Annotated in this window: 16 protein-coding genes and 1 riboswitch; of the genes, 12 read left to right on the top strand and 4 right to left on the bottom strand. The window is 66.0% G+C overall.

Annotated elements, in window-relative coordinates; genetic code table 11:
• Positions 1-40: 40 nt before the first annotated feature.
• Positions 41-129, bottom strand: a riboswitch (glycine riboswitch).
• A 62-nt stretch (positions 130-191) separates the two neighbouring features.
• Positions 192-752, top strand: coding sequence for a gamma-glutamylcyclotransferase family protein (locus tag FHY55_RS03910; protein ID WP_140012943.1), 561 nt, complete (start codon positions 192-194; stop codon positions 750-752).
• 180 nt (positions 753-932) lie between these two features.
• Here FHY55_RS03910 and gltX read toward each other — a convergent pair whose 3' ends face one another.
• The 3 genes from gltX to FHY55_RS03895 form a co-directional block, all read right to left on the bottom strand.
• Positions 933-2255: a glutamate--tRNA ligase gene (gltX, locus tag FHY55_RS03905; protein ID WP_140012942.1), complete on the bottom strand. Its 1323-nt coding sequence runs from the start codon at positions 2253-2255 to the stop codon at positions 933-935.
• A 79-nt stretch (positions 2256-2334) separates the two neighbouring features.
• Entirely contained in the window at positions 2335-2796 is a 462-nt protein-coding gene (locus tag FHY55_RS03900) for a DUF1801 domain-containing protein (RefSeq protein ID WP_140012941.1), read from the bottom strand.
• Positions 2797-3049: 253 nt separating this feature from the next.
• Positions 3050-3430, bottom strand: coding sequence for a VOC family protein (locus tag FHY55_RS03895; protein WP_140012940.1), 381 nt, complete (start codon positions 3428-3430; stop codon positions 3050-3052).
• Between the two features lie 74 nt (positions 3431-3504).
• Between FHY55_RS03895 and soxR the strand changes: the two genes are divergently transcribed.
• The 6 genes from soxR to FHY55_RS03865 all read left to right on the top strand — a co-directional run bounded on the left by soxR (position 3505) and on the right by FHY55_RS03865 (position 7773).
• The gene (gene soxR / locus FHY55_RS03890) at positions 3505-3990 is read left to right on the top strand and encodes a redox-sensitive transcriptional activator SoxR (RefSeq protein ID WP_140012939.1); all 486 of its coding nucleotides are present in this window, start codon (positions 3505-3507) and stop codon (positions 3988-3990) included.
• A 117-nt stretch (positions 3991-4107) separates the two neighbouring features.
• On the top strand, positions 4108-4551 hold the full coding sequence (locus FHY55_RS03885; RefSeq protein ID WP_140015987.1) for a MaoC family dehydratase: 444 nt from the start codon (positions 4108-4110) through the stop codon (positions 4549-4551).
• Positions 4552-4744: 193 nt separating this feature from the next.
• A complete protein-coding gene (locus tag FHY55_RS03880) occupies positions 4745-5251 on the top strand; it encodes a hypothetical protein (protein WP_140012938.1) in 507 nt (168 codons plus the stop codon).
• A gap of 100 nt (positions 5252-5351) precedes the next feature.
• A complete protein-coding gene (locus FHY55_RS03875) occupies positions 5352-6287 on the top strand; it encodes a bifunctional riboflavin kinase/FAD synthetase (protein WP_140012937.1) in 936 nt (311 codons plus the stop codon).
• On the top strand, positions 6284-6727 hold the full coding sequence (locus FHY55_RS03870; protein WP_140012936.1) for a YcgN family cysteine cluster protein: 444 nt from the start codon (positions 6284-6286) through the stop codon (positions 6725-6727). Before FHY55_RS03875 ends, FHY55_RS03870 begins: the two co-directional genes overlap by 4 nt.
• On the top strand, positions 6727-7773 hold the full coding sequence (locus tag FHY55_RS03865; protein ID WP_140012935.1) for a low specificity L-threonine aldolase: 1047 nt from the start codon (positions 6727-6729) through the stop codon (positions 7771-7773). Before FHY55_RS03870 ends, FHY55_RS03865 begins: the two co-directional genes overlap by 1 nt.
• Before the next feature lie 43 nt (positions 7774-7816).
• On the opposite strand, the gene FHY55_RS03860 is transcribed toward FHY55_RS03865, so the two are convergent.
• The gene (locus FHY55_RS03860) at positions 7817-9943 is read right to left on the bottom strand and encodes a lytic transglycosylase domain-containing protein (RefSeq protein ID WP_140012934.1); all 2127 of its coding nucleotides are present in this window, start codon (positions 9941-9943) and stop codon (positions 7817-7819) included.
• A 151-nt stretch (positions 9944-10094) separates the two neighbouring features.
• On the opposite strand from FHY55_RS03860, the gene dapA reads away from it, so the two are divergent.
• The 5 genes from dapA (at position 10095) to FHY55_RS03835 (ending at position 14226) form a co-directional block, all read left to right on the top strand.
• Positions 10095-10967 carry a 4-hydroxy-tetrahydrodipicolinate synthase gene (gene dapA / locus FHY55_RS03855; RefSeq protein ID WP_140012933.1) on the top strand — a complete coding sequence of 291 codons (873 nt, stop codon included), beginning with the start codon at positions 10095-10097 and terminating at the stop codon, positions 10965-10967.
• Entirely contained in the window at positions 10967-11434 is a 468-nt protein-coding gene (tsaA, locus tag FHY55_RS03850) for a tRNA (N6-threonylcarbamoyladenosine(37)-N6)-methyltransferase TrmO (RefSeq protein ID WP_140012932.1), read from the top strand. The genes dapA and tsaA overlap by 1 nt, the downstream gene beginning before the upstream one ends.
• Positions 11435-11494: 60 nt before the next feature.
• A complete protein-coding gene (smpB, locus tag FHY55_RS03845; protein WP_140012931.1) occupies positions 11495-11971 on the top strand; it encodes an SsrA-binding protein SmpB in 477 nt (158 codons plus the stop codon).
• Between the two features lie 124 nt (positions 11972-12095).
• Positions 12096-12947, top strand: a complete 852-nt coding sequence (gene sseA / locus FHY55_RS03840) for a 3-mercaptopyruvate sulfurtransferase (RefSeq protein WP_140012930.1) — start codon at positions 12096-12098, stop codon at positions 12945-12947.
• Positions 12948-13041: 94 nt separating this feature from the next.
• Positions 13042-14226 (top strand): amino acid aminotransferase, encoded by a 1185-nt coding sequence (locus FHY55_RS03835; RefSeq protein WP_140012929.1) that lies wholly within the window; start codon positions 13042-13044, stop codon positions 14224-14226.
• Positions 14227-14234 lie beyond the last annotated feature (8 nt).

The raw sequence follows: 14234 nt of genomic DNA, 5'->3' as shown, positions 1-14234 counted from the left end.
TCCCTTCGGCGGGCCGCGCGCGGCCTCTCTCCAGAGTTTATCAACCGTCCGGTCCGGGTGCCTGAGAGTTTACCGGGGCGGTTGCTCCTTCGGCACTGGCGCGGGGCCAGATTCTCCACGAACGGGTGGCCCATGGTTAGCGCGGCGCGGGCGGCTGGACAAGATGGCACGGGACAGACAGGTTGGCGGCCATGAATGACGCCTATTTTTTTGGCTATGGCAGCCTTGTGAATCGCGCCACCCACAGCCACGCGCCCGCTTTTCCGGCGAAACTGAAAGGCTGGCGGCGCGTCTGGCGCTCCACCGTGTTGCGCGAGGTGGCCTTTTTGAGCGCCGAGCCGTGGGACGGCGCGGTGATGGAGGGGCTGGTGGCGCATGTGCCCGGCGGAGACTGGGCGGCGTTGGACCTGCGCGAGCGGGCCTATGGGCGGCATGAGGTTTCTGCCGCCTGCGAACATGAGGCCGGGAATGTGCGGGTGGAGGTTTATGCCGTGGCGCCCGAGCATATGGCAGCGGATGCGGCGCACCCGGTGCTGCTGAGTTACGTGGACACGGTGGTGCAGGGCTTTCGTGACGTGTTTGGCGAGGCCGGGGCGCTTGGATTTTTCGAGACCACGGCGGGCTGGCCGCCTGCGGTGATGGATGACCGGGCTGCGCCAGTCTATCCGCGCGCCACCGAGGTGAGCGCGGCGGAGCGGGCCTTTGTGGACGAGGGGCTCAGGCGGCTGGGGGTTGGGGTGCGTGCGGGTTGAGCGATGCACCTGCCCGATACGCGCCGAAGGGGCCGGGCAGCACCGTCCCGCTGCCCAGGGCGGCGCTTCGGTGACAGTTACGCCCCCTTCCGAGGTAAGATGACTACCGCACCATAAAGCGCTCCCAAACGGGCGAAAGATGCGCCACCCCGCGGGACGGCACGGCCCGGCTTGGGTGGCTTAAGAGCCCGGTTTCACCTGCATCAAGGCCATGACATCTGCCATTTCCGGCCCGCGCTGGCGGCCCGTGACGGCCTTGCGGAGCGGCATGAAGAGACCCTTGCCCTTGCGGCCTGTTGCCTCTTTCACGGCGGAGGTCCACTCGCTCCAGGTGGCGTCTGTGTAGGGCGGCTCGCCCAGCATGGCGAAGGCCTCGGCCACGAAATCGGCATCCTCGTCGTCCACCAGCGGGGTGGCGCCTTCGGTGAAGAGCTGCCACCAGTCGGCGAGGTCGGCACGCACGGTGATGTTGTCTTTCGCCACGGACCAGAACCGCTCTTGCTCGGCTTCCGGCACGCCCAGCGCGGCGATTTCGCCCGCCACCGCAGAGAGCGGCTGGGCGGCGAGGTGGCGGTGGGTGAGGGGGAAGAGGTCTTCCACGTCGAACTTGGTGGGGGCGGAGCCGAACTTGGAGAGGTCGAAGCCCTCGATCAGCTCGTCATGGGTGCTGCGCAGCTCCACTGGGTCAGCCGAGCCGAGGCGGGCCATGAGCGAGAGCAGCGCCATCGGCTCCACTCCGCGTTCGCGCAGGTCACGCAGGGCGAGCGTGCCGAGGCGTTTGGAGAGCGCCTCGCCCTGCGGGCCGGTGAGCAGCGAGTGGTGGGCGAAGCTGGGGACGGTGCCGCCGAGCGCCTCGATGATCTGGATCTGGGTCGCGGTGTTGGTCACGTGGTCGGAGCCGCGCACCACGTTGGTGATGCCCATCTCGGTATCGTCGACCACCGAGGCGATGGTGTAGAGCACCTGCCCGTCGCCGCGGATCAGCACCGGGTCGGAGACGGAGGCGGCGTCGATCGAGATGTCGCCAAGGATGCCATCGGCCCATTCGATGCGTTCGTGGTCGAGCTTGAAGCGCCAGTGGCCGCTGCGGCCCTCGTCGCGGTATGCCTGCTTTTGCACCTCGGTCAGCTCCAGCGCGGCGCGGTCGTAGACCGGCGGCTTGCCCATGTTGAGTTGCTTCTTGCGCTTGAGGTCCAGCTCTGTGGGGGTTTCGAAGCACTCGTAGAAGCGGCCCGCCTCGCGCAGCTTGTCGGCGGCCTTGGCGTAGCGGTCCAGCCGGGAGGACTGGGTTTCGACCCGGTCCCAGGTGAGGCCGAGCCATTCGAGATCCTGCTGGATCGCGTCGGCGTATTCGGGCTTGGAACGCTCCGGGTCGGTATCGTCGAGCCGCAGGATGAAGGTGCCGCCGGCCTTGCGGGCGATGAGCCAGTTGAACAGCGCGGTGCGCAGGTTGCCAACGTGCAGGTAGCCGGTGGGAGAAGGGGCGAAACGGGTGGTGGTCATGGCGATGTCCTTGCGGGTCAAGGCCGCGATTTACGCCATGCGGGGCGGGCGCACAACCTTGGTGGGGCTTACGAGGAGCTTACTGGGGATGAATGGCCCAACGGGTGGCGAGGTCTTCCAGCCCGGCGCGGATGAGTTCGGCCAGCACGGCCTCGTCAATCTTGGAGAGCCGCCCGAGGTAGAGGCAGGATTTGCCAAGCTTGTGGGGGCCGAGGCGGGCGAGGATGTGGGAGAAATCGGTGTAGCCGGGCATGATGTAGACGACCATGTTGGCCTTGCGCGGCGAGAAGCCGGTGGCGAGGTGGTCGCCTTCGCGGCCCGAAGCGTAGGTGTAGTGGTAGCGCCCGAAGCCGATGATGGAGGGGGCCCACATTGTGGGCGCGTAGCCGGTGGTTTTGCTGAACAGATCGAGCAGGCGCAGGGCGTCTTCACGGCGGCCCGGGTGGGTGACGCTGTTGCAGAAGGCGCGTGGGTCGGCCTGTGTTGGCTGGGTGGCGTTGGTTGGCTGGGTGGCGTTTGTTTTTTGGGTGGTTTTGGCCATGGCCGGAAGCATGGCCGAGGGCCGGGCGACCCGTCAACACGGGGGCCAAGTGTAGGGTGGGTTCTGCCGACCATTTGGGGCCCGTGCCTGGGGAGCGCGTGATGCGGTGCGACACGGTGGTGGGTTTCACCCACCCTACTTGAGTTGGCGCGGGCCGAGGGAAAGGCCCGCGCCGCTGCGGCTCTGTGACGGGCCTTGGGGGGAAGGACCGAGCCGTTAGGGCCTGTTTACGCCCGGGGCGTAAAGATTCGGTTTATGCGTAACTGATGACCTCGTATTCCACCCCGTCCCAGTCGTCGAAATAGAAGCGGCGGCCCGGCTCGTAATCGGCGTGGGCATGGGGGGTGAGGCCATGCGCCTTTACCCGGGCTCCGACGGCATCGAGATCTTCCACCACCACGCCGATATGGTTGAGCCCGCCGGTGACATGGTAGGTCGATTGGGTTGCGGCCTCCTGATCGTGGTGCCGATAGAGCGCCACGTAGCTTTCCTTGCCGCCCACATGGGCCGTTTCGCCGCCGTGGATCGAGCTGCCGCGCCAGCTCTGCTTCCAGCCGAAGAGATCATCAAGCAGCGCCACTGCGCGATCGAGGTCGGAGACGGTGACATTCACATGTTCCAGTTGGGCGGCCATTGGGGGTTCTCCTTGCTATGGTGCGATTCGGACCCTACAAGCTAAAGTTAGCTTTAGATCAAGAGGTGTTCGGGATGGCAGGAAAACTGCGTGCGGGAGATGTGCTGAGCATCGGGCAATTCGCCCAGCGGGCCGGGCTGGCGGTGAGTGCGCTGCGGTACTACGAGGCGGAGGGGCTGATTGCACCGATGCGGGCACCCTCGGGGCAGAGGCGCTTCAGGCGGGCCGACATTCGGCGGGTCAGCTTTATTCGGATTGCACAGCAGTTTGGCTATACGCTGCCGCAGATCAAGGCGCTGATGGCGGGGCTACCGGAGGGGCGCACCCCGACGGCGAAGGACTGGCGGGATATTTCGGCGCTGTTCCGTGACACGCTGGACCAGAGGATCGAGACGTTGCGCAAGATGCGGGATGATCTGGACGGCTGCATTGGCTGCGGTTGCCTCAGCCTCGAAAAGTGCAAGCTCTACAACCAGCAGGACAAGGCCGCCACGCGCGGGGCCGGGCCACGCTACCTGATGGGGGACCGCTCGGATGAGATCAGCGAGACCGGGGCGTGAGGATTGGGTGCGCAGGATAATTGCGACATTAGTGTTGATTTCGGAATTATCTTGCTTCGCCATATTGCCGCATTGCAGCGGAGGCGCTATATCGACCGCATGACGGAGGAGACCGAGATGCTCGACAACATGCCCCGCGGGACGATTTGCATCGAAGATATCGAGATCGGGATGACGCGCAGCCTGCGCAAGGTTGTCACCGACCGCGATATCGAGCTTTTTGCCGAGGTCTCGACCGACCATAACCCGGTGCACCTCGATGACGCCTATGCGCAGGACACCATTTTTGAGGGTCGTATTGCCCACGGGATGCTGACGGCGGGGCTGATCTCGGCGGTGATCGGGGAGCAGCTTCCGGGCCACGGCACGGTGTATCTTGGCCAGTCGCTGAAGTTTCTCGCGCCGGTGCGCCCCGGAGATATGGTGCTGGCCGAGGTGGAGGTGATGGAGATTGACCACCGCAAGCGGCGTGTGCAGCTCGACACCCGCTGCATGGTGGAGGGCAAGGTGGTGCTGAAGGGGGAGGCCATGGTGCTGGCGCCCTCGGCCAAGTTCGACTGAGGGGTGGCGTTCGTTCCTGTGCCGGGGGTGGGCGATTGATGGGTTCGGACGGTGGGTTTCACCCAGCCTACGCGTCCCTGAGGCACGTGACTGGCGGATCGCCGGGACGTCGTTAACCTGCCGTTAACCACTTATCCGCTCCACTTAGGCCACCTTGACGGCCCTGCGCCGCCTGTTGCCAGTGGAGTCCCGAATGTGCCGATCTGTCCTTGCCTTGCTCGCCCTGCCCCTCCTGTGGCTCACCGGATGCGGCCCTGCGATCGAGGTTTCCAAGCCGTTCAGCGCCCGCGAGGTGGACTATATCAAACGGCCCGGCAGCGCGACGGTCACCGGGCAGGCCTTCTTTCGGCAGCGCGGCGGCGGAGTTGTGACCTGTGCGGGTTACGATGTGCTGCTGGTGCCGGCGGGGGGCTATGCCAAAGAGTTCGTCACCCGGGCCTTTGGCAATGTGCAGGGCGGGTCGATCCCCGTGATCCTCATGCCCAAGATCAAGCACCCGCCAGCCTTTGCTCAGTACCAGCGCAAGGCGACCTGCGATGCGGAGGGGGACTTTGAATTCAGGGCGGTGCCGAATGGCGACTACTACATCTTCTCCGGTATTCTCTGGGAGGTGCCGAACCAGATAGTCCCCGAGGGCGGGGCGCTGGCCGAATTCTTCAGGGTCCGCGGCGGGCGCTCGGAGCGGGTGATCGTGAACTGACGGGGCCGCCGCCCAAGCGGCCCCTGTGCAGAGCGCAGCGAGGCCACTGAACGCCTGCCTGTGCTTGCGCTCCCCCGCCCCCGGCGCTACCTCAGACCCCATGCGGACTATCCAGAGCCTCTCCGATTTCCCGCCCGACCTGCGCGGTGCCAGCCTTGCCATCGGCAATTTTGACGGGGTCCACCTGGGCCATCAGGCTGTGCTGGAGCAGGCCCGGGCCGCCGCGCCGGGCGCGCCGCTGGGCGTGCTTACCTTCGAGCCGCATCCGCGCGAAGTGTTCCAGCCCGCCGCCCCGCCCTTTCGCCTGATGAACGCCGAGGCCCGCGCGCACCGGTTGGAAAAGCTGGGCGTGGATCTGCTGGTGGAACTGCCTTTCAACGAGACCTTTCGCTCGCTCACCGATGTTGCCTTTTGCCGGGAGGTGCTTGCCGAGGGCATCGGCGCGGCGCATGTCACGGTCGGGTCTGATTTTCGCTATGGGAAGGGCCGCGCCGGCGATGTCGGCTCGCTCGCGCGTGACGGGGCCGAAATGGGCTTTGGCGTCAGTGTCGCCGAGCTGAAAGCGCTGCCGGGTGTGGGCGAGATCAGCTCCACCGCGATCCGTGAGGCGCTCACCGAGGGCCGCCCGCGCGAGGCCGCCGCGATGCTGGGCCATTGGCACCGGATCGAGGGGCCGGTGATTCACGGGGCCAAGCGGGGCCGCGAGTTGGGCTATCCGACGGCCAACATGGGCTTGCCCCGGCTTCATCGGCCCGCCTTTGGGGTGTATGCCGTGCTGGCAGAGGTGCTGGACGGGCCGCACAGGGGGAAGCACCGGGGTGTGGCCAGCCTTGGCATTCGCCCGATGTTCGAGGGGGATGCGCCCAACCTCGAAACCTTCCTGTTTGACTTCACCGGTGATCTTTATGGTGCCCATCTTTCGATCGGGCTTGTCGAGTTTCTGCGGCCCGAGGCAAAGTTCGACGGGCTGCCTGCGCTGATCGAGCAGATGCAGCGCGACGAGGCCCGCGCGCGCGACATTCTGGCCTCGTTATGAGGCCGCGCTTCTGGGAGCGCCCGCTGGGCGAGCTGACCGGCGACGAGTGGGAGGCGCTGTGCGATGGCTGCGGCAAGTGCTGCCTGAACAAGCTGGAAGACGAGGAGACCGGCGAGGTTGTCTTTACCCGCATCGCCTGCCGGCTGTTTGATGACAGCAAGTGCCGCTGCTCGAACTACGACGTGCGCCTGAAGATCGTGCCGGAATGCGTGGTGCTGCGCCCCGAGACCATGGACAAGACCGCCTATTTCATGCCCGAGAGCTGCGCCTATCGGCTGCGCCATGAGGGCAAGCCTCTGCCCCGCTGGCATCCGCTTGTCACCGGCGACCCGCAGAGCACCGCCAAGGCGGGCCGGGCGGTGAAGGGCCCCACCTTTCCCGAGTTCGACATTCCGGAGGATGACTGGGAGGATTACGTGGCAGAAGAGGAAGACCTGTAATGCATTTCGCCTCAGACAACACCGGCCCCGCCCACCCCGCCGTGATGGAGGCGCTTGTCGCCGCCAACGAGGGCTACGCCATGCCCTATGGCAGCGATCCGCTGTCGCAGCAGGTTGTGGAGCAGGTCCGAGAGGCCTTCGAGGCCCCCGAGGCCGTGGTGCTTTTGGCGGCCACCGGCACGGCTGCCAACGTGCTGCTGCTCTCGACGCTGGCCGAGCCTTACGAGACCATCTTTTGCTCGACCTGCGCCCATATCCACGAAGACGAGTGCAACGCGCCGGAGATGTTCTCTGGCGGCACCAAGCTGACCCTTGTGCCCCATGAGGCCGGAAAAATCAGCCCTGCTGACCTCGAAGCGGTGATCGCGAATGAGGGCACGCGGGGCGTGCATGGGCCCAAACGCGGGCCGGTTTCGCTGACGCAGGCCACCGAGAAGGGCGCGGTTTACACGCTTGAGGAAGTCGCCGCGCTCACGGGCGTGGCGCGCCGTTTTGGGCTGGCGACCCATATGGATGGCGCGCGCTTTGCCAATGCGGTGACTCACCTTGGATGCACGCCCGCGGAAGCGAGCTGGAAGGCGGGGGTGGATGCCCTGAGTTTCGGGGGCACCAAGAACGGGCTGCTGGGGGTTGAGGCGATGGTGCTTTTTGACCCGGCGAAGGGCGAAGAGCTTGAGTATCGCCGCAAGCGCGGGGCGCAGCTGTTTTCGAAGCACCGTTACCTGGCCGCGCAAATGAGCGCCTATCTGACCAATGACCTCTGGCTGGAAACGGCCAACACCGCCAATGCCGCCGCCGCTGCGCTGGCGCGTGGCATCGAGGCGGCGGGCGGGCGGCTTTTGGCGCCGCAGGAAAGCAACCTGATTTTTGCCGACCTGCCCCGCGCCGCCCACCAGCGGCTAAAGGCGGCGGGGGCGGAATACCACATTTACGTGGGCGAGTTGGACGGCGACGACCCGGATGAGATGCTCACGGCCCGGCTGGTGTGTGACTGGAGTGCGCGCGAGGCGGATATTGCCCGCTTCTGCGAGATTGCGGCGGGCTGATTGAGCCTGCGCACGGTTCGCGGGGGCGGCAGGCACAGAGCGCCTAGTTTGGCACCCCGTGGAGCATTTTGGTGAACTCAAGCTCCTCGACCCGCCCGGTCAGCCTTGCACGGTAGACCGGGATGCTCTCGGTCACGCGCATGACGTAGTTGCGGGTTTCGCGGAACGGGATCATCTCGATCCAATCCACCACATCGACGCCGGGATAGCGCGGATCGCCCCTGTCGCTGACCCAGTTGACCGCGCGGCCCGGGCCGGCGTTATAGCCGACCGACACCAGCACCGGCGCGTTGCCGAAGATGTCGATGAGGCCCGCAAGATAGGCGGTGCCGAGTTGGGCGTTATAGACGGGGTCTTCTGTCAGCTTGCCGATGTCGTAGCGCACCTTCAGTTCACCGGCCATGTCCTTGGCGGTGCCCGGCATGAGTTGCATCAGCCCGCGCGCCCCGGCGGGGCTGATCACCACCGGATCAAACTCGCTTTCGCGGCGGGCGATGGACAGGGCCAGCTCATCGGGCACCGGCCACTCGGTTTTGGCCATCTCATGCAGCGGGTAATAGGCCGCCGGGATCATGATGCCGTTGCGGGCGACCTTCTTGGCGATCTTCAGCGCCAGATGCACCTCGCCGCGCTCGATCATCAGGGCGCCAAGGCTGCCGGCCTCGGGACGTTCCAGCGTGCTGGCGAGGTGGGTCAGGAAGCGTTCGGCCTGATTGGCCTCGCCCTCTTCGATCATCCGCAGGCCGACGGCGAGCACATCGGAGCCAGCAAAGCTGGTATCTGCGAGGGGGGGAAAGGCTTCACGACCCGTGAGGGTGACATCCATCGGCAGCCCTGCGGCCTCGGCGGCGAGCAGGCCGTAGTAGCTGGTTTGGTATTGAGCGCCATAGGCATAGGCATCGCGGGCCTTTTCGGCATCGCCCAGATCGGTATAGGCGCGGCCCAGCCAATAGCCCGCCCGGCCAAGGCTGATCGGCGTTTCCACCGCCTCGCCGAACCGCTCGAAGTGCCAGAGGGCCAGTTCGGGATCCTTGAGGAACCGCAGGGCGATGAAGCCCGAAAGCCACTCCAGATCGGCATAGTCGGACCCATCGGCCAGAAAATGCCGCGAAGCCAGCGCGTAGGCCTCCGCCACCTCGCCTTCGCGCAGCTTGGTGCGCGCGTAGATGCGGCGGTAGTTGGACCATAGCTCGGCCCGGCCCAGCGCCTCGGCAGAGCTGGAGCGCTCTACCATCAGCTCTTCCGCCCCCTCGTGCAGCCCCTTGCGGACGCGCCAGTTGTAACGCTCCCAGACAAGCCCGGCGTTATCCTGCAGCGCCTCCGGCACCGCCTCGATCTTGGCATCCACGCCCGCCGCCCGGGCACGCAGCGCCATGCGGGCCTCGGCGAGTTTTTGCCAATCTTCGCCCACGCGCCCCATCTGGCGCAGCGCGGCTGTGCGGCTGTCACGCCAAAGCAGGTCATCAAGGCGGGCTTCGTGGTGGGGCGCGAGAATCTCTTCGTATTGCGAGAGCAGCGCGCGCTCGACATCGGCGTTCAGCGTGCGGGTGCGCCAAGCCAGAACTGCCAGCGCGGCGGCGTCCCCATCTTCGCCGCGGGCATGGTGCGCCTCGACAAGGCGTAGCACGCCCATAGCGGTTTCGGGGATCTTGTCTCCGAAGTAGGTGACGACCTTTTCGGGATCTTCGCCGCGCCCGATCGAGGCTTCTCCGCGGTCATGGATATACTGGGGCGAGGGCCAGTCGGAATGGTCGCGCAGGAACGCGATATATTCGTCAAACTCGCCACCGCCGCCGCGCAGCTTGGCCCATTGCACGTAGCGCTCCATCACCGGGCTATCGCGCTTGGCGGAGAACAGCGCCTGCCCCCAATCGCCACGCTCCAGCGCCCGCATCATCTTGGTGAAATCGCTGGCCTGTTTGGGCCGGGAGGGCGGCGGCTTTGCGGCGAGGGCGACACCTTCGAGCGCGGGGGCGCGGGGCAGTGGGCCAAGTTCGGCGTCGGGTGCCTCGCCTTCGTCGCCCTCCTCGGACTCCAGCGACGCCTCCTGCACCGTCTCCGGGCCAGGTTCAGCCCCAGCCTCTGCCGACGACTCGGTGGCCTGCGCCAAGGCAGGCGAAAAGGCCACGAGCCAAGCGGTGGTGAGAAGCGACAGGACAAGACGAGGCATGGCTCGGGCGGGCTCCGGAGCAGGCGGGACGGTTTGGGAGAGTGTAGCGCTTCATGGTTAATGAACAATACAACAACTTGGCATTGCCGCGTGGTGGCTCTATAGCTCCGCCCGGATGGGGATTTGGCCGCAAAAAGAGGAGGGCTCTCACATGTTCCGGGGATCAATTCCAGCGCTGGTGACGCCCTTCAAACACGGCGAGCTTGATCTTGAGAGCTTTGAAGCGCTCATCGAGTGGCACATTGCCGAGGGCTCAAGCGGATTTGTGCCGGTCGGCACCACCGGCGAAAGCCCGACGCTGACCCATGCCGAACATGATGCGGTTGTGGCCGCCTGTGTGAAGGCCGCCGCGGGCCGGGTGCCGGTGATTGCGGGCGCAGGCTCCAACTCAACCCGCGAGACGGTGCGCCTCGTCGAGGCCGCGAAGGACGCCGGGGCCGATGCTGCGCTTGTCGTCACGCCTTACTACAACAAGCCCACGCAAGCGGGGCTGATCGCGCATTTCGAGGCCGCCGCCGAAGTTGGCCTGCCGATCATCATATACAACATTCCGCCGCGCTCGGTGGTCGACATGCTGCCGGGCACCATGGCCGAGCTGGCGAAGAACCCCAACATCATCGGGGTGAAGGACGCCACCGCCGACCTTGCCCGCGTGGCGATCACCCGCGAGATGTGTGGCCCGGAGTTCATCCAGCTTTCGGGCGAAGACCCGACGGCGGTGGGCTACAACGCGATGGGCGGCGTGGGCTGCATCAGCGTGACGGCCAATGTGGCCCCGCGCCTGTGCGCCGAGATGCAGGCGGCCACTTTGGCGGGCGATTACGCCAAGGCGCTGGAGTATCAGGACAAGCTGATTCCGCTGCACCGCGCGATCTTTGCCGAGCCGGGCTTGTGCGGCGCGAAATACGGCCTTTCGGTGCTGGGCAAATGCGCCGATGACGTGCGCCGCCCGCATGTGCAGGTGTCGGACTTCGTGAAGGGCCAGATCGAAGACGCGATGCGCTTCGCCGGCCTTATCAACTGATGAAACCGCCCCGCGAGGGCGAGGTGCGGCTGGAGTATGATCCGGCAGAGCGCGTTGACGCGGGGCTTCATTTTATCGGCGTGATCCGCTCGGATTGGCGCGAGGGCAAGGCCCCGAAGAACCTGCGGCTTTCGCGCGCGCAGGGCGGCGGATCGGCGCGGGTAGAACTGCATGAGCAATTCGTCCCCGCGCTGGAGGGGCTAAAGCCGGGCGACTGGGTGATGCTGCTTTACTGGACGGGCGAGGCGCGGCGAGACCTGCTGGTACAGACCCCGCGCCACGCAGACGGGCCGCGCGGCACCTTTTCGCTCCGCTCGCCGGCCCGCCCCAACCCGGTGGCCCTTGGCTGCGTGCGGATTGAGGCAATCGAGGGCCGCACGCTGCATATCGACGCCACGGATGCCTTTGACGGGACGCCGGTGGTGGATATCAAACCGTGGATCGAGACGGTGGACAGCCCTGCGTAGGTCGAACCTTGTCTCGACTACCCTTTCCCCGGCCCCGCTCAGCCCCTATATCCCCTCTTCATGGCCAAGAAAGATGACAACCCCAACTACAAGGTGATCGCCGAGAACCGGAAGGCGCGGCACGACTATGCGATCGAGGATGATCTCGAGGTCGGCATCATGTTGGAAGGCTCGGAGGTGAAGTCGCTCCGCCAGAACACAAGCCAGATCAACGAGAGCTATGCCGCTGTCGAGGATGGGGAGCTGTGGCTGGTGAACGGCTATATCGCGCCCTACGCACAGGCCAAGACCTTTGGCCATGAGGAGCGGCGGCGCCGGAAGCTGCTGGTGTCGAAGAAGGAGCTGGCGCGGCTGTGGAACGACACCCAGCGCAAGGGCATGACGCTGGTGCCGCTCGTGCTTTACTTCAACCACCGCGGCATCGCGAAGATGAAGATCGGCATCGCCAAGGGCAAGAAGAACGCCGACAAGCGCCAGACCGAGGCCAAGCGCGACTGGAACCGCCAGAAACAGCGGCTGCTCAAGCAGAACGGGTGAGGCAGCGGCTCGTCGGGTCTTGCCTTATGGCTCGACATCTCCTCGCCCACCCCTTGCGGCGCACCCTTGCCAGCCCGCCCCCATGGCGCTAACCCTCGCCTGCGATGCGAGAGGGGAGCGACCCATGGCCGACGATCCGAAGACGCTGGTTTCTACCGACTGGCTTGCCAAGCACCTGAAAGACCCGGACCTGCGGTTGCTGGATGCTTCATGGTATCTGCCCGCGATGAACCGCGATGCGCGGGCCGAGTACGACAAGGCGCATATTCCCGGCGCACGGTTCTTCGACATTGACGAAATTTCCGACGCCCGCTCGGACCTGCCCCATATGGCGCCGCCGGTTGAAAAGTTCATGTCCCGGATGCGGGCGATGGGCGTGGGCGACGGTCATCAGGTGGTTGTTTATGACGGGGCGGGGCTGTTTTCGGCGGCGCGCGTCTGGTGGCTGTTCAAGCTAATGGGCAAGAAGGATGTGGCGGTGCTGGACGGCGGCTTGCCCAAGTGGCTGGCCGAGGAGCGCCCGGTGGAAGACATGCCGCCGATCGTGCGCGACCGGCATATGACCGTGCAGCGGCAGGCCGATATGGTGAAGGATGTGACCCAGGTTGCAGCCGCTTCCAAGCTGGGCGACTGGCAGATCGTCGATGCCCGCGCGCCCGAGCGCTTTGCCGGTGCCGCGCCGGAGCCGCGCGAGGGGCTGCGGGCGGGGCATATCCCCGGCTCCAAGAACCTGCCCTTCGGCAACTTGCTGAAGTCAGATGGCACCATGAAGCAGGGGCAGGCGCTGCGCGATGCCTTTGAGGATGCGGGGGTGGATCTTGCCAAGCCCGTCATCACCTCCTGCGGCTCGGGTGTGACGGCTGCGGTACTTTCACTCGGGCTGGAGGTGCTGGGCCACCCGCGCCACGCGCTATACGATGGCAGCTGGTCCGAGTGGGGCCTTTACGACGATCTGGCGATTGAAACCGGGCGGTGAGTGGTGGGCGGATCGCCCGACCCAAGACCTGCGATGCCCCTTGCCGAACCCCGCGACCTGAGCCAGTTTCGCGCAACCATGTCCGGAGACTGCCATGCTTGAAGCCATCCCGCCCCGCGAGGAAGACAAGATTCTGCGCCTGATGAAGCTCTTCGCGGAGGATCCGCGGATGGGCAAGATCGACCTCGGCGTTGGCGTTTACCACGATGCCGAGGGGCGCACGCCGATCTTTGGTGCGGTGAAGGCCGCTGAGCAGCGGCTTGTCGAGCAGCAGGAGAGCAAGGGCTACGTGGGGCTGGCGGGCGACCCGGCGTTTCACCGCGCGATGGCCGGGCTGGTGCTGGGCGCTTTGGCCGAGACCCTGCCCTATGCGGCCTGCGGCACGCCGGGGGGCACCGGCGCGGTGCGGCAGGGGTTTGAGCTGATGAAGCTGGCGGGCAATCCGCAGCGGCGCATCTGGCTGCCTGATCCGAGCTGGATCAACCATGGTTCCATTCTTGATACGCTGGGCATCCCGCGCGCCGAATACCGCTATTATGACGCGGCCACCGGGGGCATCGACCGGGACGGGATGCTGGAAGACCTTGGCCGCGCCGCGCCGGGCGATGTGGTGCTGCTGCATGGGTGCTGCCACAACCCGACTGGCGCGGACCTCAGCCTGCAAGATTGGGCCGAACTGACCCGGCTGCTTGCCGCGCGGGGCCTTACCCCCTTTGTCGACCTCGCCTATCAGGGCTTCGGCGATGGGCTGGAGGCCGATGTGGCCGGGCTGCGCGACATGGTGGCGGCGCTGCCGGAGACCATCATCACCGTCTCCGCCTCCAAGAACTTCGGGCTTTACCGGGAGCGGGTGGGGTGCGTGATCGCCCCTTGCGCCGATCCGAAGGCCCGTGACATGACCCATGCGGCGCTGGCTTGGCTGAATCGGCAGAACTATGCCTTTCCGCCCGACCACGGGGCGCGGGTGGTGACGGAGATCCTGACCGATCCGGGCCTGCGGACCGATTGGCAGGGCGAGCTTGACGGGATGCGCGAGCGGATGAAGACCAACCGCACCGCGCTGGCCGCAGAGCTGCGCCGCCTGACCGGCTCGGACCGCTTTGGCTTTTTGCAGGCGCATAAGGGGATGTTTACCCAGCTGGGGCTGACCCCCGCGCAGGTGATGGCGCTGCGCGAGGCGCATGGGCTTTACATGGTGGAGGACAGCCGGATCAACCTTGCGGGGCTGACCGATGCCACCATCCCCCCGGCGGCCGAAGCGATTGCTGCGGTGCTGTGATGCAGAGG

The organism is Oceanicola sp. D3, assembly GCF_006351965.1.
Taxonomy (GTDB): domain Bacteria; phylum Pseudomonadota; class Alphaproteobacteria; order Rhodobacterales; family Rhodobacteraceae; genus Vannielia.
Note: the sequence above shows the minus strand (reverse complement) of the source record. Positions and strands in the feature narration are given on the sequence as shown.